We start from the raw sequence: 18,623 nt of genomic DNA on the forward strand, positions 1-18,623 counted from the left end.
AATTCCTCCTATTCTTCTGTTAACGATTGACGGTTAAGCTGAGAATTGGCGATTTCTCGATAAATCTCATTGCTTTCCATCAATTCATTGTGGGTGCCACGGCCAACGATTTCACCTTCATTCAGCACGATGATCTGGTCAGCATCCATGATGGTTCCGACGCGTTGGGCAACAATCAGCACCGTCGCATTTTCCGTCACTTCCTTCAAACGACTCCGCAAAATCGCATCCGTCTTATAATCCAATGCTGAGAAAGAATCATCAAAAATATAAATATCCGGCTGTTTGACAATAGCACGTGCAATGGACAAACGTTGCTTTTGCCCGCCTGACAGGTTGCTGCCGCCCTCTGCCAAGTGGGTGTCGAATTTTTCTTCCTTACTCTCGATAAACTCCTTAGCCTGAGCCACATCCGTCGCATCATGAAGTTCTGCAAGACTAGCATCCATCTTACCGTACTTTAAGTTTTCCGCGATAGTTCCGGTAAATAGCAGAGCTTTCTGCGGAATAAAGCCAATCTTGCTGCGGAGTGCCTTTAGATTGTAGCGTCTGACATCCACACCGTCCACCAAGATACGACCGAGTGTCACATCATAGAAACGTGGAATCAAGTTGACCAAGGAAGACTTACCAGAACCTGTTGAACCAATAAAGGCAATGGTTTCACCAGGCTTAGCTTCGAAGGAAATATTGTGCAGCACAGGCGATTCCGTTTCACCAGGATAGGCAAAAGTTACATTTTCAAATTCCAAATAACCACGAGTGTCTGTTTCGGTTATGCCGTCTTCATTCTTAGAAATGGAAATGGGCATGTCTAACACTTCTTGGATTCGCTGACTAGACACCGACATACGTGGATACATGTTAAACAAGTTAGCAAAGAGCAAGAAAGAGAAAAGCGCGTGGAAACTGTATTCGATAAAGGCTACCAAATCTCCAATCTGCAAACTACCATCTTTCAAAGGAGGCAGGGCAAACCAGACAATGGCCACAATCATAGCAATGATAATCTGGACAAAGAGAGGCTCTGTCAATCCAGTCAGATTAAAGAGCTTTTTGGAAATATTGGTATATTCCTCATTGACCGACTCAAAGCGCTCCTCTTGAAACTCCTCACGAGTAAAGGTACGAATGACACGTAATCCCATGAGATTTTCACGAACATATTGGTTGATCGTGTCCAAACGTTTTTGTTGCTTTTCAGAAAGAGGACGAGTTTTGGTTGCCACGTAGAAAATAACAAAAACCAGAAACGGCATGGCTACTGCTACTGTCCAGGCCAAGCTCGGACTGGTTACCAAGGTCATGATGACAGAAGCAATCATCATCAAGGGTGTAATAATACCTAGTTTCAACACCATTTCAGAGAATTGCATGAGAACAAAAGCATCATTTGTCATACGAGCAACTAGAGAAGAAACACCAATCTGCTCATATTCATGATGAGAATAGTCCTGAATTTTCTCATACAGATCATTTCGAATATCTTTGACGATATTGGTAGTCAATTTTCCAGCTGCATAGGCAAGTGTCACTCGACCAACAATCCCGAGCAGGACAATCAATCCCATCATCCCCGCCCAGAAATAGAGCTGACTAACATCGTTCTTTGTAATTCCTTGGTCAATCATCCTAGCCAAAAAAGTCGGCAACCCCAAGTTTACCACTACAAACAAGAAGGCCCCCAACAAGTCTAAGGCAATCCACTTAGGATATTTTTTCAAATAGGTCCAAACTAATCGCATAAATCCACCTTTCTATTAGTCGTGTCACTAGACGACTTAAAATATAGCAAACCCTTTTATTAAATGTAAAAACCTCGTAAGGTTAAAACTTAAACTACACTCATACGTCGAAATATCGAGAGTAAGCTAAATGACGATAAAAAGGGGCCTGGCCCCTTTGTCTAAGTTAAAAGCCACCATACGGTGACTTTTATTATTCTTTCTCGTCAATCACTAAACGAACTTTTTTATCACTTGTTGGAACAGAGTAGACAATCGTTCTGATTGCAGAAATTGTGCGTCCTTTTTTCCCAATGATACGTCCAATATCAGATTTATCCAAATCCAAATGATATTCTAAAAATTCAGGTGTATCAACAATTTTAATTGTCAAGCTATCAGGCTGTGAAATCAAAGGTTTCACAATCGCAATAATGAGATTTTCAATCATGTCCATAAGTGTTCTCGCTTACTGTTCTTATTTAGAGAATTTTTGCTCGTGGAATTTCTTCAATACGCCAGCGTTTGAAAGAAGGGCACGAACTGTATCAGATGGTTGTGCACCTTTTGCCAACCACTCAAGTACACGCTCTTCTTTAAGAGTTACTGAGTTTTCAGCCAAAAGTGGGTTGTAAGTACCAACTGTTTCGATGAAACGACCATCACGTGGAGCGCGTGAGTCTGCAACGTTGATACGGTAGAAAGGTTTCTTTTTAGAACCCATACGAGTCAAACGGATTTTTACTGCCATTTTAAAATATTCTCTTTTCTTTGTATTTTTATTCGGTGAAATAGCAGAGCTATTTAGCACATGTTCTATTATACCACACTTTGACAGGGTGTCAAGAAAAAAACTTGACAGGTTTTAAAAAATTTTATTGTTCGAGCATATCTGCTAGTTCTCTCAGTTGACTTGCTAGATTTGTACGGTCAAACAGTAAATTATAGACTCCATCTTCACTCAATACTCCGCAAGGAATACCAATGAAATCCCCCTTATCAGATAATTCAAGATCTTCCATATAGGTCTGGCTCTGGTAATAATCTAATAACTGTAAATAAGTCGATTGTTCCTGGTTAAGTTGTGCCATACTATCGGAAAGGGACTGGTTCAGCTCTAGCTGTCTGTTAAATATTTTTTCCATTTCCTCTACACGTTTTCTTGCTTCCATAATATTTTTCATCAGTGTGTACTACCACCACCCTTTTTAATATCCTCTTTATCCCTATATTCAACAATTGCTCCTATAGCTACTTCAACTCCTCTTACAATATCGTTCAAAGACATGGAAGCCAGTCCTGGTTTGTCGACAACCTGCTCTGGCAAGAAGGGAATATGGAGAAAACCCGCCTTAGCCTTTGGAAATTGTTTCTCCGCCAAGTAAAGAGCTTGATACATGAGATGGTTGCAGACAAAGGTGCCGGCGGTGTTTGAAACAGAAGCAGGAATGCCCACAGAACGAATGGCTTCGACCATAGCCTTGATAGGTAAGGTGGAGAAATAAGCAGGCTGACCATCTTCTCGAATCGTTCTATCAATCGGCTGTTGCCCTTCATTGTCTGGAATACGTGCATCATCTTGGTTAATGGCTATACGCTCAGGTGTTAAATCAACTCGCCCACCAGCCTGACCAATACATAGTACCGCATCAGGTAAATGTTCTGCCATTTTCTCCTCTAAAACATCCGCAGCCTTGTCAAAAACAGTCGGAATCTCTACAAGAATAATCTCTGCACCAACAATGGTCTTAGGTAGAGATTTGATTGTTTCCAAGGCTGGGTTAATAGGCTCGCCACCAAAGGGATCAAAGCCTGTTACGATGATTTTCATACTTCCTCCTCCAAAATAATTTCTCCGTAGTGAAATTTTTGATTGGGTCTGACATGACGTTTAAAGCCAAATTCTTCAAAGACCTGATCTCGAAAATGAGCCTTTATAATCAATTTCTTCCTAGCTACTCGTTTAGCCTCAGATACAATTTCCTCCGTTAAACGGCTTCTGTCAGCTAAAGTAGACAAGCCAGAAAGATTTTGTGATTCCTTGATTTCTTCTGAAAACATGGGATCAAAGTAAATGACATCAACAGACTTATCTATTTGCCCTTTCAAATAAGTCAAACTATCTGTCCAAATTGTCTGGATAGATTTCATGGCTCGATTGACCTCTTGCAGCCCACTATCAAAATCCTGTAAACCTCGACTCACAATAAAGTGCACTAGCTTAGAACTTTCCAAGGCTGTCACCCGATGACCAGCACTTGCTAACACAATGCTATCAGATCCCAAGCCCATAGTACAGTCTATTATTGATTGTTTTTCTTTTCCAAGTAATTCTAAAAGCGGATCTCTTCCAGACTTAATCCGCAACATGGCAGTATCTGGGTGGAAAAATAAAACCTGCCCACCCCTCTGTTCTAGTATCAATTTATCCTTATAAAGAACCAAGACAGCCTCGTAGGTACCTAACATTTTTCCAACCGACTGCTTCTTTCTTTCCTTGTATTCAATTCCCAGTTCACTGGCAATCCGTCTAGCCCTATAGACCAGCCCCTCATCCATCCCAAGACTAGTTGTTACAATCATTTTCATACTCTTCAGTATATCAAAAAATCAGGACGAACTCAAAGCTCATCCTGATAGTATCTTCTATATTGCCTGTGTCATGAAGCTACGGCTCTCCAGCACTTTGACCATAGCTTCTGCTGTATCGAGGGCCGTAAAGAGCGGAATTCCTCCTTCAATAGCAGAGCTTCGAATGACTTGACCGTCACCATCTGCCACCCGTTTTTTTCCAACCGTATTGATAATAGCCTGAATCTTACCTGCTCGAACAAGACTTGGAATATCATGATTATCAACTTCACCTAATTTTCCTACCGGTATTACTGACAAACCGTTTTCAACAAGAAACTTAGCTGTTCCAGTGGTTGCAAATATACCATAACCTAATTCGTGGAATCGACGTGCTAAACTAAGGGCTTCTTCTTTATCTTCATCAGCGATTGTAAAGACAACATTTCCGAATTCTTCTAGATGTTGGTAACTCGCTTCAAAAGCCTTATAAAGTGCTTTCTCCAACGTCAAGTCTGACCCCATAATCTCACCCGTAGACTTCATCTCTGGACCTAACAAACTGTCAACTTTAGCTAATTTTGTGAATGAGAAAACTGGTGACTTGACATGCACTTGATTGCTCTCAGGATAAAGACCGTCTTGGTAACCCAGTTCCGCAAGGCTTTGTCCCAAAATCAATTTGGTTGCAACCTGAGCCATTAGAATGTCTGTGACTTTGGACAAGAATGGCACCGTACGACTGGCACGAGGATTGACCTCAATCACATATACCGTTTCATCCTTAATAACAAACTGGATATTCATCATACCGATACAGTTGAGACCGATTGCCAAGCGTTTGGTATAGTCTGCAATGGTTGCCTGTACCTCTTTAGACAGGGTTTGTGGCGGATAAACGGCCATCGAGTCCCCTGAGTGAACCCCAGCGCGCTCGATATGCTCCATAATCCCTGGAATCAAGACATCCTTACCATCTGAAATAGCATCAACCTCACACTCACGACCGACGATGTAGGAATCCACCAAAACAGGGTGTTCTGGCGAAGCCTTGACCGCCGTTCTCATATAAGAACGCAAATCCGCCTCATTTTCGACAATCTCCATAGCACGACCGCCCAAGACATAAGAGGGACGAACAAGTACCGGGAAACCAATTTTGCGGGCCGCTTCAAGAGCTTCCTCTTCGTTGGTTGCGGTTTGCCCTGGTGGCTGTGGAATCCCAAGGTCTTTCAGGGCTTTTTCAAATAAATCCCTGTCTTCAGCTCTATCCAAATCCGCTACTTGCGTACCCAAGATTGGAATGCCTGCTTTGGCCAATGGCTCTGCCAAATTGATAGCCGTCTGGCCACCGAACTGAACGATAACCCCTTTTGGTTTCTCAAGGTCAATCACGTTCAATACATCTTCTAAAGTCAACGGCTCGAAGTAAAGTTTGTCCGAAACCGAAAAGTCAGTTGACACAGTTTCAGGGTTTGAGTTCATAATGATGGCTTCGTAGCCAGCTGCCTGAATAGCCTTGACTGAATGCACTGTCGCATAGTCAAACTCCACACCCTGACCGATACGAATTGGACCAGAACCCAGCACCAAAACAGATTCTTTCTCCGAACGGATAGACTCATTTTCCCACTCATAAGTTGAGTAGAAATATGGTGTTGAACTTTCGAATTCAGCCGCACAAGTGTCCACCATCTTGTAAACAGGGACAATCTTGTGTTCTGTACGCAGTTGACGGATATAGGACTCTGTCCGTCCCCATAATTCTGCAATCTTGCGGTCTGCAAATCCATATTTCTTGGCTTTTTTCAATAGGTCAATGTTATCAAAATTCGTTGCCAATTCCTGCTCGATTTCTAAGATATGAAGCAGCTTATCAAGGAAGAAAAGATCAATCTTGGTCAACTGAGCCAATTCTTCTACTGTATAGCCACGTCGAAGGGCTTCTGAAAGATAGAATAAACGATCATCCTGTGCCTTGACAATCTTTTCAACCAGTTGGTCATCTGTTACTTGGCTGAGTTCAGGCATTTCATTGTGGTAGACACCGATTTCCAAAGAACGACAGGCCTTGAGCAAACTTTCTTCGATATTACGCCCAATGGCCATGACCTCTCCAGTTGCCTTCATCTGCGTTCCAAGGCGGCGCTCCCCTTTTTCAAACTTATCAAATGGGAAACGTGGAATTTTTGCTACAACGTAGTCAAGTGCAGGTTCAAACATGGCATAGGTTGTTCCTGTAACAGGGTTGACCATTTCATCCAAGGTTAAGCCAACTGCGATTTTCGCTGCCAATTTGGCAATAGGATAACCTGTCGCTTTGGATGCCAAGGCAGATGAACGGGACACACGCGGGTTTACTTCAATGACATAATATTTGAAACTATGTGGATCTAGTGCCAACTGTACATTACAGCCACCTTCGATTTTGAGAGCACGGATGATGCTGAGACTGGCATCACGTAACATCTGGTTTTCAATATCCGAAAGCGTCTGCGTTGGGGCAAATACGATAGAATCTCCTGTATGAATTCCCACAGGGTCAAAGTTTTCCATGTTACATACGACCAAGGCATTGTCAGCCGCATCGCGCATCACTTCGTATTCAATTTCTTTGAAACCAGCAATGGAACGCTCAATCAAACACTGTGTCACTGGTGACAATTTTAGACCATTTTCTGCAATTTCTCGCAGTTCTTCTTCATTGGCACACATACCACCGCCAGTACCACCCAACGTGAAGGCTGGTCGAACAATGACAGGATAACCAATTCCAGCAGCAAATTCCAAGGCTTCTTCAACTGTTGTCACAATCGTTGACTCAGGAATAGGCTGATTGAGGTCTTCCATGAGTTGTTTGAAGAGGTCGCGGTCCTCTGCCTGATCAATTGCAGACAGTTTAGTTCCCAACAACTCAACTCCAAGCTCATCTAAAATACCAGCCTTAGACAATTCCATGGCCATGTTGAGACCAGTCTGACCACCCAGGGTTGGCAAGAGAGCATCTGGACGCTCCTTCCGTAAAATCCGTGTGACAAATTCAAGCGTAATCGGTTCAATATAGACCTTGTCTGCTATTTCCTTATCTGTCATAATGGTCGCAGGGTTTGAATTGACCAAGACGACACTGTAGCCTTCTTCCTTCAAAGCCAAACAAGCCTGAGTCCCAGCATAATCAAACTCCGCAGCCTGACCGATAATAATCGGACCAGACCCAATCACCATAATTTTCTTAATATCCGTACGTTTTGGCATAATGTATGATACAAAGCCCGTTAAGAGGACAAAGCGAAAATAGGAAACACGACGCTGATGCTTCAAGCATCAAGACGACGTTTATCTTTTTCGCACAGTCCTTAGGGCGTGTTCGAATAAGAAACTCGAACCTGTACCTTCTCCTTTCTATTTTCTATCTCTCCGAATAGAATTAAATAATAGACCGACGTGAGAAAATGGATTCGACATTAATCCATTTTCGAGCTAGTGCAAGGGATAGCCTGACCTCCATAGAGGCAGGCGTAGGGAAATGAGTTGCTCGCAACCATTGATCTGTCCCTTGCCTTTCTATTCGTCGCCTCTCTGAGCGACATTAAATAAGATAAGTCCGACGTTTAGAATCTCAATTCGATAATAATTGAAATTCTAAACTAGTGTCAGAGTTAGCAAAGGTCCCATAGGACTTTGCGTAGAAGGACACATGCGTTAGCATGAAGTCCGACTTGCTCTGACCGACGCAGTAAGGTTTAGCTCGATAGTGGTTAAACCTTACTGCCCTTTTTTAAACGAATCCATCAATTCCATAAATTCGTCAAACAAATAGCTGGCATCATGTGGACCAGGTGCAGCATCTGGGTGGAATTGAACAGAGAAACCTGGATAGTACTTGTGGCGTACCCCTTCTACTGATTTATCATTGATTTCTTCATGAGTAATCATTAAACATTCAGGTAAATCTTCACGAGCCACTGCATAACCGTGGTTCTGACTGGTAAAGTCCACTCGACCTGTCGCAATTTCACGAACAGCATGGTTGAAACCACGGTGACCAAACTTCATCTTGTAAGTTGTAGCACCATTGGCCTTGGCAAAGAGTTGGTGCCCCATACAGATACCAAAAATTGGAATTTTCCCAAGAATGCCCCGAATCATGTCCAAAGCTTCTGGAACATCATCTGGATTTCCTGGGCCGTTTGATAGCATAACACCATCAGGATGGAGAGCAAGAATTTCTTCAGCAGTAGTATCATAAGGGACAACTGTCACATTGCAATCACGCTTGGCTAACTCTCTAAGAATAGAATGTTTCAATCCAAAATCAACCAAAACAACACTACGTCCAATTCCAGGCGCAGGATAGGCCGTTTTGGTAGATACTTGCTGGATGTTGTTGGTTGGCAAAACAGTCGCTCTCAACTGATCCGTCAAATGCTCAACGGAATCACCAACATTTGCAAGAGTCGCCTTCATAGTCCCGTGCTGACGAATAATTTTAGTCAAGGCGCGTGTGTCAATTCCAGAAATAGCTGGAATTTTCTTAGCCTTTAAAAATTCATCCAAAGTCATCTGGTTACGCCAGTTACTTGCTCGACGAGCCCACTCGCTAACAACCACTCCCTTACAAGTCGGTTTGATCGACTCGTAATCATCGCGGTTAATCCCGTAATTTCCTACCAAGGGATAGGTAAAGGTTAAAATCTGACCATTATAAGACTGGTCCGTGATGGATTCCTGATAACCTGTCATACCAGTTGAGAAAACCAACTCACCAGTCACATCAATATCAGCACCGAAGGCCTCCCCTTCAAAAATAGTGCCATCTTCCAAAATTAAACGTCTTTTTGACATAATCTATGATACAAAGCCCGTTAAAAGGACAAAGTGAAAATAGGAAATTCGGCGCCGACGCTATAGGCGTCAAGTCGATATTTATCTTTTTCACACAGTCCTTAGGGCATGTTCGAATATAAAAATCAAATCTTACTCGAACCTGTACCTTCTCCTTTCTATTCGTCGCCTCTCTGGGCGACATTAAATAATTCTCCGACGTGAGAAAATGGATTCGATAATAATCCATTTTCGAGCTAGTGCAAGGAATAGCCTAACCTCCATAGAGGCAGGCGTAGGGAAATGAGTTGCTCGCAACCATTGACCTGTTCCTTGCCTTTCTATTCGTCGCCTCTCTGAGCGACATTAAATAAGATAAGTCTAACAAATTTCTAACTGCTCAGTACTAAGGTACCTGAACAGCTTACTTTTAAGCCTTGCCATTGACAATTGCTTCCAAAATCGCCATACGGACAAATACACCATTCTGCATTTGGCGGACAATACGTGATTTGGGTGCTTCAACTAGAGAATCATCAATCTCAACATCGCGATTGACAGGGGCCGGATGCATAACAATTGCAGTATCTTTCAAGCGTTTGTAGCGCTCCTCTGTTAAACCATGCAAACGGTTATAAGTTTCTTTAGAAAAGCCACCATCACCATCATGACGCTCGTGTTGCACACGGAGCAACATCAGTACATCTACCGTTTCCACAATATCATCAATATTCAAATGCTGACCATAGACATCAAATTCCTCTGCGTACCATTCCTCCGGTCCAGCAAAGAAAATCTCAGCTCCCAGACGCTTCAAAATTTGCATATTGGACTTAGCAACCCGTGAGTGTGTAATATCACCTGCAATGGCAATCTTCAAGCCTTCAAAAGTTCCAAATTCTTCATAAATAGTCATCAAATCAAGTAGGGATTGGCTTGGGTGTTGGCCTGAACCATCACCACCATTGACAATTGAAGTCTGAATGGTAGGACTATCAATCAATTGCTTGTAATAATCCACTTCCGAGTGACGAATGACACAGATATCGACCCCTAAAGCTGACATGGTCAAAATTGTATCATACAAGGTTTCACCCTTATTGACCGAACTGGTACGAGCATCAAAGTCAATCATTCCCATATCCAAACGAAGCTCCGCCATTTCAAAAGACTTATGCGTCCGAGTTGAATCCTCAAAGAAAAGGTTAGAAGCATAGTACTTCCGATCCAACTCTACCTTTTCACCGCGTTTAAAAGCAATACCACGTTGAATGAGTCCCAATACTTCTTCATTTGAGAGGGTCTCCATTGTAACCAAGTGTTTGAGTGAAACTTTACCATTTGTAATTGTCATGACGATACCTGCCTTTAGGATATAAAATGTAGAATATTGAGTTGAAAAATAAACGACTAAGCTCCCTCGACTAGGAGGACAGAATCCTGACCATCGATTTCAGCCATGTGAACGATGATTTCTTCCGAACGGCTAGTTGGGATATTCTTCCCAACATAATCTGCTCGAATAGGCAACTCCCTGTGTCCACGATCCACAAGTACCGCTAAACTAACACGAGCTGGACGGCCCAAGGACACTATGTTGTCAATAGCCGCACGAATGGTTCGGCCTGTATAGAGCACATCATCTACCAAAATAACATCACGGTCATTCACATCAGCAGTCATGCTTGTCGTATCTTCTTCGACTTTTACATCATCACGGAAAGGTTTGGTATCCAATTCACCCAGTGGAACATCAATACCCTCTAATTGCTTCAGTCTTTCCTGAATACGTTTAGCAATGAACACCCCACGGGTTTTAATCCCTGCTAGAACAATATTTTCCAAATTTTTGTTCCGCTCGATAATTTCATAAGTGATACGGGTAATAGCCCGTTTCATGGTCATATCGTCAACGATTTCTTTTGTCTTCATAAGACCTCCAAAAAATATAGAAAAAAGTCCCCTTTACACAAGGAGACTATGAAAATATAGGCTAGCTAGAACCAACCTGCTTAACATCCGACTCCTTGTCTGCCTCTCTGGACAGGTTTTAAAGGATTTATTAAGCAGAGTATAGCATAAAATCTCAGCCTTGACAATTTTTTTCTGAAAAAATATAGAAATTATCGGATTTTACTGAGAATTTTTTCCAAAAGACAATGAAGTCTTAAGGTTTATGGATTTTAGTCCCGCCAACAGAAAACCGCAGACTAGATAGGCGACAAAGATGACTCCAGCATAAGTCAAAACATAGGTCCAACCATACTTAGGGACATTGAGAAAGAAATAAGCAAAAGGACTGTCCTTAGCATCTGGGATTGGAATTTTTATGAAAAGACCATTCACTAGACCAAAAATCATGTAGAGAACAGGCAAAAGCGTCCACCAAATCGGGTCAAACCACTTGTACTGTTGCTGACGATCTACTATTAGGGTATCTAACAAAAAATATAAGGGAACAATATAATGGCAGAGTAGATTTTCAAGTCGCCAGAAATCGTCTGCCAAAGGCGCCAACATAAAGTGATAGACTACACAAGTAATCATGATAGACATGGTTACAGCAGCCTTTATCCGAAGAAAACGTGACGTCTGTAAATCCACACTTTTACTCATGGCATAGACCATATAGACAGCAAACAGAGATACCAATAAATTAGATTGTACCGTATAATACATGAGCATCCCGATACCGTATTTAATGATTTCTAGAGCAGTTCCCGTAATCGCTAAAGCAGCCAGTAAACATCTGCTATAAAATAAAAAACTTTGATTCTTCATACTATCCTTTCAAAAACAGGAAAAGACTGGTTAACCAGTCCTCTCTCTTAGATTTTCTTAACAAATTCAGATTTCAACTTCATGGCACCAAAACCATCGATTTTACAATCAATATTATGATCGCCTTCAACGATACGGATGCCTTTAACGCGTGTACCTTGTTTAAGGTCCTTAGGCGCACCTTTCACTTTCAAGTCTTTGATAAGCGTCACAGTATCGCCGTCCGCCAAACGATTACCGTTAGCATCAATTGCAACAGGTCCACTTTCTTCCTCAGCTACATCTGCTGGGTTCCACTCGTAAGCACACTCAGGGCAAACCAAGAGGGCACCGTCTTCATAGACATATTCAGAATTACATTTTGGACAATTTGGTAAAGTTTCCATTCTTACTCTCCTTAACATTTTTCATGTTCTAGTATAGCATTTGTTGAAAAAATGGGCAAGATGATAAGGTTTTCATACTATTATTCAGCCTTGCGCAGTTTTTCAAGTGCCTCCTGAAAAATAGCTGGCGCTTCTGCCGTAAATTCAACAACCTCGCCAGTTCTCGGATGGGTAAATCCAAGCGTTCTGGCATGAAGAAATTGGCCATGCCCTTTTAGTGTTTTCCTTGGGCCGTAAGCTTCATCACCCGCAACCGGATGACCAATATAAGCCATGTGGACACGAATTTGGTGAGTTCGTCCTGTTTCCAATGTCAATTCCACCAAAGTGTAGTCACCAAAACGCTCTAAAACCTGAAAACGTGTCACCGCTTCTTTCCCTTTGGCCGTCACCGCTTGTTTCTTGCGGTCTTTTTCAGAACGACCAATCGGCGCCTCAATTACTCCGCGATCGTTTGGTAGATTGCCGTGTACAATGGCCCAATACTTACGAAGGGATTTCTTATCTTTCAATTCAGCAGCAAGCTTTGTATGGGCATCATCGTTTTTAGCAATCATGAGCAAGCCAGATGTATCCTTGTCAATCCGATGGACAATACCTGGTCGCAAGACACCATTGATGCCTGACAAATCTTTTACATGATAAAGGAGAGCATTAACTAGCGTTCCAGACGTGTGACCAGCCGACGGATGAACGACCATCCCTTGAGGTTTATTTACAACAGCAACATCCTCGTCCTGAAAGACAATCTCTAAAGGAATATCCTCAGCAACATAGTCGATTTCTTCTACTTCTGGAATTTGATAGGTTAGGACATCCCCAACCTGCACACTATATTTAGCTTTTTTAGGCTGTCCATTGACCAAAACCTGACCAGCCTTAATCTGCTCATTTGCAACCGAACGAGACAAATCCGTCAAGTCCGACAATGCCTTATCCAAACGAATACCACCAACCTCAACTCTTACTTCCATTACTCTCTTCTTTCATGATACAAATTAACAAAATTCCAACACCGACATTCAGACACATGTCCGCCACATTAAATACTGGGAAACTGATAAAATCCAAATGGAACATATCCACTACATAACCAAGACGAATTCGATCAATAAAATTCCCCAGGGCTCCAGCAATCATCAAAGCCAGACTAAATAAGGTCCACAGGTTGCCCTTGATTTGCTTCACATAATACCAAATCAAACCGGTCACAGCTGCGATTGTTACAATCGTGAAAAACCACTGCTGATTTTGTAAGATAGACCAAGCCGCTCCATAATTGCGTAAATAGGCCAAACTCATAAATCCTGGAAGAAATGGCTCAACCGTGTCTAATTCAATATTGGCAACAGTCCAAGCCTTAACAAGCTGGTCAAGACCTATCAAAACAACTGCCAGAATTGGAAATCCAAACTTTCTCATACTAACCTTTCTTCGCATCAAAATATTGATGCATCATTTCAATAAAATCTAAAGCACATTGGCTTAATTCTGAATCAGCTCGTTTGACATAGACCATGCGATTATCAATTTGATCTTTAATTGGAATGACTGTAATCCCGTTCACACTTTCACTATCTAGGAAGCCAGAGCCTGTCGCATAGGCATCGGTCCGCTCCAATATGCCGTTCAAAGTTGATCGGTCAGTTACATCAAAAGTAACAGACGAGTCTGACGTATCAATTAGATTTTCAGAGTAGTAAAGATAAGCTTCTTTTTCCTGAGTAAATCGCACTGTCGGAAGACCAACTAAATCATTCAACTCAACCTCAGACTTGCTTGTTAAAGGATGGTCTTTCCGAATATAGATATGTGTTTGAAAGGCAATTAACTCCTCAACCTCTAACTTGAGTTTCTCTAATTTCTGCATAATCCCTTTTGTATTGCGACCATTCAGATAAATAATCCCTAGTTCGCTATATCCTTGGGCTACTTCATCTAAAATTTGAACCGTTGTTGATTCAAAAATTCGAAGATTTTTGTACTGAGGATGTTCCTTTGAGAATTCTGTTATCAACGGTGGTAAAAAGTCATAGTGCTGACTGGAAATGGAAAAAATCTTTTCCCCTTCTTCAGGTTGCAAATAACGATTTTCAAACTGATCAAATCCCTTAACTAAGGCTTGAGCTTTTTCGTAAAAATCCATGCCCTCTTTGGTTAGAAAGGTTCCTGAACTTGTTCTGTTAAAAATTTGAAAACCAACCTCCTTCTCCAAATCACGAATTGCAATGGACAGACTAGGCTGGGACACGTACATCTTCTCAGCCGCCTCTCGAAAAGTCCCGCTGTTGGCAATGGCAACAACATAGCGTAATTGTTGAATGTTCATGGTTATACTTTACTATTCCTCTGCTTGCTCGAACTCTTTTTCTATTAGAAATTTATGAACATCTAACATTTTTGCTAAACAAATCACTCTATCCTCTTTAGTCGAGAATTTTTCAAGTTCATTCAATAATAATGAACTATATTCCGTTTTATATTCTAAATTTAGTCTAAAAATATAATCAAAAATTTCCACAAGGTCTGGATTTTCTTGATTGAATTTTGAAAAGTCTTTTATTACTTGTAGGACACTGAAATCAACATTCAGATAAGGCATTTCTTTCTGCTGTATTAATTGTGTCAGAGCTAGGGCTTTTTGATAATTCTCTGTCAAAAGTTTCGAGGATAAAATCAATTCATGGATTTCTCTGTAAAATGTTGTAACTGGAAAATTATTTTTTATAGCACGTTTCAAAATAGCCTGATATATACCAACTACAAATTTATCCAACGAGGAAGAAAAGTATGCTTCAGTCTGTTCCTCGGTAACAAAATCTCCACTTTTCACTTCTTTATCAATTTCAAATTTCCCAAAATTTGTAAATAATAATTCCAAAAACTCAATTTGTTGTTCACTATCAAAATTTTCTAATTCTCTAACACATTCAAACATTATGTTTTTTATCATTCCATCTTTTGATAAAATTTCTCTTACTCTTTTTTTAATTTCAGACATTGTTTCACCTCATTTTAGATTTTACTTTTGTTTCAAAAGCTTGACCATACCATCTTTGTGGAACACTTACTAACAAAGTAAGTATCGCAATCACCTCTTGAGTTTTTTCATTTGCATAAAATTTGTCAGCAAGCACTAACAAAGCAATTGTGAGACATATACAAATAAGAATTGCTATACCTAACAGCAACTTGAAATAGTATTTAAAAAACTTTTCTTTATTAAACTTATAATAAAACTCATTTAGTAAAATTACAAAACTACAAGGAAACATTACAATATTTAATATGTCTATTGTTGTTTGAATTTGAGTCGGTGTTTCTATAAATATAGTTATAAGTGACACCAACAAAGTTATTAATATAATAAAAAATAGGAGAATGTCCAATATTTTTGCCATTTTAAAACTCCAATAAATTTCTACTTTTTAGCTGAGTCCTTATAGGTTTTCTTAGAAAAGATATTCCTCATATTTAATTTTTTTCTTTTATTTTCATCCTCGAAATATGATTCTTTTTGCTTTTGATAATTTTCTTCTTCTAGCAATAATATTGTAAGTTCTTCGGTTCTTTTACTCGAATCATGAGTGGAGGTCTTTAAATTTTCAATATCTGTTCTTATTTCCCAAAGTTCACTATTCTCTTCAATATAATAATCTGGTTTAAAAACTGTCCGTTCAGAATGTTTGATGAGTTGGTTGTCATACTGAGCAATCTTTTCTTTAAGCTTACCAATCTCAATTTCCAGTTCTAAAATTTTACTTTTGCACTGTTCTTTATTTTTTACCAACTCTAAGTAGAAACCTTTAACAAATTCATTATTTAAATCATTCATAAAAGTTCGTAGTTTATTTTTTTAAAAAAGCCTCTAATACTAGAGGCTACGACTTATTTTGCGATTGGGTAAACAGATACTTGTTTCTTATCGCGACCTTTACGTTCGAAGCGTACAACGCCTTCTACTTTAGCGTAAAGAGTGTCATCTCCACCACGACCTACGTTAGCTCCTGGGTAGATTTTTGTACCACGTTGGCGGTAAAGAATTGAACCACCTGATACAGTTTGGCCGTCAGCAGCTTTCGCACCAAGGCGTTTCGCTTGTGAGTCACGACCGTTTGACGTTGAACCTCCACCTTTTTTGTGGGCCATAAATTGCAAGTTAGCAAGATTCAAGTTTAACATATGTTATTCCTCCGAATTTCTGTAATGATTGCTTCAAGCTACGCGATTAAGCGTTGATAGCGTTGATAACAACTTTTGTGTAAGGTTGACGGTGACCTTGTTTGCGGTGGCTACCTTTTTTAGGTTTGTACTTGAAGGTAACAACTTTTTTCTGTTTACCTTGTTTTTCAACAGTACCAACAACAGTAGCGCCTGCTACAAGTGGAGTACCCACAACAGTTTTCTCACCACCAACAAGAACTACTTCTTCGAAAGTAACTTCTTGACCTGCTTCAACGTTCAATTTTTCAACGTAGATAGCTTGACCGACTTCAACTTTAACTTGTTTGCCGCCAGTTTTAATGATTGCATATGTGCTCATTATGCACCTCCTATGATTTTTGGGCCTTGCCCGAATTTGATGTGAAGACTCGCCTAGTACCGTGGGACGAACCACTTTATCTTGCTCAATAAAAATTAAGTTCAGACTAGGCGACGCAGACACAGGTAGAACTTAGGTTCACCAAGTTAAGTCAACGACGTTTGAGCTTAATTTTTGCAGAGCAACGGCATTCGTGCGGTTGCACAGGATGTGTGCATAGTCAACAGTCCTATTATAACAAAAACACCTGCAAATGCAAGTGTTTTGTATCACTTTTCTTACATTTCAAAAACTTCGCTCTCCTGCTTGTTTGGTAAGAATAGAGAGAGGACGATTCCGACAAGAGCAGGTAATAACCACGCTAGTGATTGTCCGGCCAATGGCAGAGCTGAAATGATTTTTGAAACAGCAGTCCAGTTGAATTGTCCTGCTAACACTTCTACCAATGACAAAACTGTCACTAGTCCCACAGTTAATTGCATACCATAAGTGGAAAGCGATACAAATTTGTTAACAATGGTAATCAATACAATACAGATAGTAATTGGATAGAGAACCAAAAGAACTGGAACTGAGAAGGTGATGATATTGTTCAAACCAAGGTTGGCAATCCCAAAGCCAATCAAAGTAAAGATAGTCGCATATACCTTGTAGCTAAAACGTGGGAAACGCTCAGCGAAAAATTCACCCGAAGAAACAATCAAGCCAGCCGTTGTCGTAAAGCAAGTAACAATCACCATAGCTGCCAAGAAAATTTGTGCACTTGGTCCAAAAATAGCCTGTGTTGCTTGCGAAAGAATGTAAATACCCTTGTTGGTATCGGAAGCCAAAACATCAGCAGGAACTGGGAAATGATTTCCAAGGAAGGCCAAACCAACATAGAGCGCCGAGAAAGCCAAGGCTACTATCAGACCAACTGACCAAATGGTAGATACATATTCCTTTTTGCTTGAGAAACCAAGTTGTTTTAAGGTATTCACCGCTACGACACTAAAGGCAATAGAGGCAAGGGCATCAAGGGTATTGTATCCTTCAATAAATCCTGTACCAAATGCCTGTCCTGCTGAGTAAGCATCGGCTGCAGGAAGTGGATTTGTAGAACCATATTTAACAATACCTAGCACCACTAAAATCACAATCAAAATGGCAAAAACAGGGGTTAAAATACGTCCGATACTGTTTAAGATTTGAGATGGATTGAGGGCAATCAGATAAGCTGCCACAAAGTAAAGGGCTGTAAAGCCAAATAACCAGAGACCCAGATTCGCATCGCCCAACAAGGGTGCAATACCAATTTCAAAGGACGTTGTAGCTGTACGCGGAATAGCAAAGAAAGGACCGATAGCCAAATACAAGGCAACAAGATAAATCGTTGCAAAAGTCGGTGAAATCTTGCGAGAAATCTCATGTACATAACCTTTTGGGTTTAAGGTACCGACGATCAAGGCAACAACAGCAATACCGACACCCGATACAACAAATCCTAAAATAGCTGGCCAGAAATTCTCACCAGATAAGACACCAAGTGCAGGTGGGAAAATCAAGTTTCCTGCACCAAAAAACATACCAAACAGGAGTAATCCTGTTAGGGCTCCTTTTTTCATAATAACTCCTTTGTTTTTTTCTGAAGTCTTATTATATCATACAAATTCGATTTTTCCGAACGATTCGAACTAAAAAATCCAGCAATAGCTGGATTTCAGACTGAAGACAAAGTCCTTAGAATTGATTTTCTAAGGGCTTTTCTTCGTATTTAGGAGTATAATATAAGAAAAAGGACTTATGAGGTTCTCC

The 18,623-nt window shown here is 40.6% G+C and carries 21 protein-coding genes and 1 other annotated feature; all 21 genes read right to left on the reverse strand.

Annotation, left to right across the window (positions count from 1 at the left end; translation table 11 throughout):
- Positions 1-8: 8 nt before the first annotated feature.
- A complete protein-coding gene (locus tag K6969_RS09490) occupies positions 9-1,745 on the reverse strand; it encodes an ABC transporter ATP-binding protein (protein WP_029173396.1) in 1,737 nt (578 codons plus the stop codon).
- 193 nt (positions 1,746-1,938) lie between these two features.
- Positions 1,939-2,181, reverse strand: coding sequence for a KH domain-containing protein (locus K6969_RS09495; RefSeq protein ID WP_002940680.1), 243 nt, complete (start codon positions 2,179-2,181; stop codon positions 1,939-1,941).
- A 21-nt stretch (positions 2,182-2,202) separates the two neighbouring features.
- The gene (gene rpsP, locus K6969_RS09500; protein ID WP_024392238.1) at positions 2,203-2,475 is read right to left on the reverse strand and encodes a 30S ribosomal protein S16; all 273 of its coding nucleotides are present in this window, start codon (positions 2,473-2,475) and stop codon (positions 2,203-2,205) included.
- A 124-nt stretch (positions 2,476-2,599) separates the two neighbouring features.
- Positions 2,600-2,908, reverse strand: a complete 309-nt coding sequence (locus K6969_RS09505) for a DUF4298 domain-containing protein (RefSeq protein ID WP_029173395.1) — start codon at positions 2,906-2,908, stop codon at positions 2,600-2,602.
- Entirely contained in the window at positions 2,908-3,555 is a 648-nt protein-coding gene (gene pcp, locus K6969_RS09510) for a pyroglutamyl-peptidase I (RefSeq protein ID WP_029173394.1), read from the reverse strand. Before pcp ends, K6969_RS09505 begins: the two co-directional genes overlap by 1 nt.
- Positions 3,552-4,307 (reverse strand): class I SAM-dependent methyltransferase, encoded by a 756-nt coding sequence (locus K6969_RS09515; protein WP_012775077.1) that lies wholly within the window; start codon positions 4,305-4,307, stop codon positions 3,552-3,554. Before K6969_RS09515 ends, pcp begins: the two co-directional genes overlap by 4 nt.
- Positions 4,308-4,370: 63 nt before the next feature.
- On the reverse strand, positions 4,371-7,550 hold the full coding sequence (carB, locus tag K6969_RS09520) for a carbamoyl-phosphate synthase large subunit (RefSeq protein WP_029173393.1): 3,180 nt from the start codon (positions 7,548-7,550) through the stop codon (positions 4,371-4,373).
- Positions 7,551-8,060: 510 nt separating this feature from the next.
- The gene (locus tag K6969_RS09525; RefSeq protein ID WP_029173392.1) at positions 8,061-9,140 is read right to left on the reverse strand and encodes a carbamoyl phosphate synthase small subunit; all 1,080 of its coding nucleotides are present in this window, start codon (positions 9,138-9,140) and stop codon (positions 8,061-8,063) included.
- Between the two features lie 409 nt (positions 9,141-9,549).
- Positions 9,550-10,473 (reverse strand): aspartate carbamoyltransferase catalytic subunit, encoded by a 924-nt coding sequence (locus K6969_RS09530; RefSeq protein ID WP_002939139.1) that lies wholly within the window; start codon positions 10,471-10,473, stop codon positions 9,550-9,552.
- Positions 10,474-10,529: 56 nt separating this feature from the next.
- On the reverse strand, positions 10,530-11,051 hold the full coding sequence (gene pyrR, locus K6969_RS09535) for a bifunctional pyr operon transcriptional regulator/uracil phosphoribosyltransferase PyrR (RefSeq protein ID WP_024376075.1): 522 nt from the start codon (positions 11,049-11,051) through the stop codon (positions 10,530-10,532).
- 201 nt (positions 11,052-11,252) lie between these two features.
- Positions 11,253-11,900: a Pr6Pr family membrane protein gene (locus K6969_RS09540; RefSeq protein ID WP_024377832.1), complete on the reverse strand. Its 648-nt coding sequence runs from the start codon at positions 11,898-11,900 to the stop codon at positions 11,253-11,255.
- A 47-nt stretch (positions 11,901-11,947) separates the two neighbouring features.
- On the reverse strand, positions 11,948-12,286 hold the full coding sequence (locus tag K6969_RS09545; protein WP_012775074.1) for a zinc ribbon domain-containing protein YjdM: 339 nt from the start codon (positions 12,284-12,286) through the stop codon (positions 11,948-11,950).
- A gap of 80 nt (positions 12,287-12,366) precedes the next feature.
- On the reverse strand, positions 12,367-13,260 hold the full coding sequence (locus K6969_RS09550; RefSeq protein WP_002939451.1) for an RluA family pseudouridine synthase: 894 nt from the start codon (positions 13,258-13,260) through the stop codon (positions 12,367-12,369).
- Entirely contained in the window at positions 13,244-13,708 is a 465-nt protein-coding gene (lspA, locus tag K6969_RS09555) for a signal peptidase II (RefSeq protein ID WP_171942825.1), read from the reverse strand. The genes K6969_RS09550 and lspA overlap by 17 nt, the downstream gene beginning before the upstream one ends.
- A gap of 1 nt (position 13,709) precedes the next feature.
- A complete protein-coding gene (locus K6969_RS09560; RefSeq protein WP_029173388.1) occupies positions 13,710-14,615 on the reverse strand; it encodes a LysR family transcriptional regulator in 906 nt (301 codons plus the stop codon).
- A 12-nt stretch (positions 14,616-14,627) separates the two neighbouring features.
- Positions 14,628-15,287, reverse strand: coding sequence for a hypothetical protein (locus tag K6969_RS09565; RefSeq protein WP_029173387.1), 660 nt, complete (start codon positions 15,285-15,287; stop codon positions 14,628-14,630).
- Positions 15,288-15,291: 4 nt separating this feature from the next.
- Entirely contained in the window at positions 15,292-15,687 is a 396-nt protein-coding gene (locus K6969_RS09570) for a hypothetical protein (RefSeq protein ID WP_171942824.1), read from the reverse strand.
- A gap of 20 nt (positions 15,688-15,707) precedes the next feature.
- Complete coding sequence (locus K6969_RS09575; protein ID WP_029173385.1) at positions 15,708-16,121, reverse strand: hypothetical protein; 414 nt, start codon at positions 16,119-16,121, stop codon at positions 15,708-15,710.
- A 53-nt stretch (positions 16,122-16,174) separates the two neighbouring features.
- Positions 16,175-16,468, reverse strand: a complete 294-nt coding sequence (gene rpmA / locus K6969_RS09580) for a 50S ribosomal protein L27 (protein WP_009909754.1) — start codon at positions 16,466-16,468, stop codon at positions 16,175-16,177.
- Positions 16,469-16,514: 46 nt separating this feature from the next.
- Complete coding sequence (rplU, locus tag K6969_RS09585) at positions 16,515-16,829, reverse strand: 50S ribosomal protein L21 (RefSeq protein WP_002941330.1); 315 nt, start codon at positions 16,827-16,829, stop codon at positions 16,515-16,517.
- 35 nt (positions 16,830-16,864) lie between these two features.
- Positions 16,865-17,040: a sequence feature (ribosomal protein L21 leader region), on the reverse strand.
- A gap of 67 nt (positions 17,041-17,107) precedes the next feature.
- A complete protein-coding gene (gene brnQ / locus K6969_RS09590) occupies positions 17,108-18,436 on the reverse strand; it encodes a branched-chain amino acid transport system II carrier protein (protein WP_414820586.1) in 1,329 nt (442 codons plus the stop codon).
- Positions 18,437-18,623: the final 187 nt, after the last annotated feature.

The sequence above is a fragment of the Streptococcus suis genome (assembly GCF_019856455.1).
GTDB classification, from domain to species: Bacteria; Bacillota; Bacilli; order Lactobacillales; family Streptococcaceae; genus Streptococcus; species Streptococcus suis_AE.

What these genes read in the sequence shown, in the direction of transcription:
- K6969_RS09490 (WP_029173396.1), bottom strand. Translation starts at nt 1,745, where the DNA reads ATGCGATTAGTTTGGACCTATTTGAAAAAATATCCTAAGTGGATTGCC.
- K6969_RS09495 (WP_002940680.1), bottom strand. Translation starts at nt 2,181, where the DNA reads ATGGACATGATTGAAAATCTCATTATTGCGATTGTGAAACCTTTGATT.
- rpsP (WP_024392238.1), bottom strand. Translation starts at nt 2,475, where the DNA reads ATGGCAGTAAAAATCCGTTTGACTCGTATGGGTTCTAAAAAGAAACCT.
- K6969_RS09505 (WP_029173395.1), bottom strand. Translation starts at nt 2,908, where the DNA reads ATGAAAAATATTATGGAAGCAAGAAAACGTGTAGAGGAAATGGAAAAA.
- pcp (WP_029173394.1), bottom strand. Translation starts at nt 3,555, where the DNA reads ATGAAAATCATCGTAACAGGCTTTGATCCCTTTGGTGGCGAGCCTATT.
- K6969_RS09515 (WP_012775077.1), bottom strand. Translation starts at nt 4,307, where the DNA reads ATGATTGTAACAACTAGTCTTGGGATGGATGAGGGGCTGGTCTATAGG.
- carB (WP_029173393.1), bottom strand. Translation starts at nt 7,550, where the DNA reads ATGCCAAAACGTACGGATATTAAGAAAATTATGGTGATTGGGTCTGGT.
- K6969_RS09525 (WP_029173392.1), bottom strand. Translation starts at nt 9,140, where the DNA reads ATGTCAAAAAGACGTTTAATTTTGGAAGATGGCACTATTTTTGAAGGG.
- K6969_RS09530 (WP_002939139.1), bottom strand. Translation starts at nt 10,473, where the DNA reads ATGACAATTACAAATGGTAAAGTTTCACTCAAACACTTGGTTACAATG.
- pyrR (WP_024376075.1), bottom strand. Translation starts at nt 11,051, where the DNA reads ATGAAGACAAAAGAAATCGTTGACGATATGACCATGAAACGGGCTATT.
- K6969_RS09540 (WP_024377832.1), bottom strand. Translation starts at nt 11,900, where the DNA reads ATGAAGAATCAAAGTTTTTTATTTTATAGCAGATGTTTACTGGCTGCT.
- K6969_RS09545 (WP_012775074.1), bottom strand. Translation starts at nt 12,286, where the DNA reads ATGGAAACTTTACCAAATTGTCCAAAATGTAATTCTGAATATGTCTAT.
- K6969_RS09550 (WP_002939451.1), bottom strand. Translation starts at nt 13,260, where the DNA reads ATGGAAGTAAGAGTTGAGGTTGGTGGTATTCGTTTGGATAAGGCATTG.
- lspA (WP_171942825.1), bottom strand. Translation starts at nt 13,708, where the DNA reads ATGAGAAAGTTTGGATTTCCAATTCTGGCAGTTGTTTTGATAGGTCTT.
- K6969_RS09560 (WP_029173388.1), bottom strand. Translation starts at nt 14,615, where the DNA reads ATGAACATTCAACAATTACGCTATGTTGTTGCCATTGCCAACAGCGGG.
- K6969_RS09565 (WP_029173387.1), bottom strand. Translation starts at nt 15,287, where the DNA reads ATGTCTGAAATTAAAAAAAGAGTAAGAGAAATTTTATCAAAAGATGGA.
- K6969_RS09570 (WP_171942824.1), bottom strand. Translation starts at nt 15,687, where the DNA reads ATGGCAAAAATATTGGACATTCTCCTATTTTTTATTATATTAATAACT.
- K6969_RS09575 (WP_029173385.1), bottom strand. Translation starts at nt 16,121, where the DNA reads ATGAATGATTTAAATAATGAATTTGTTAAAGGTTTCTACTTAGAGTTG.
- rpmA (WP_009909754.1), bottom strand. Translation starts at nt 16,468, where the DNA reads ATGTTAAACTTGAATCTTGCTAACTTGCAATTTATGGCCCACAAAAAA.
- rplU (WP_002941330.1), bottom strand. Translation starts at nt 16,829, where the DNA reads ATGAGCACATATGCAATCATTAAAACTGGCGGCAAACAAGTTAAAGTT.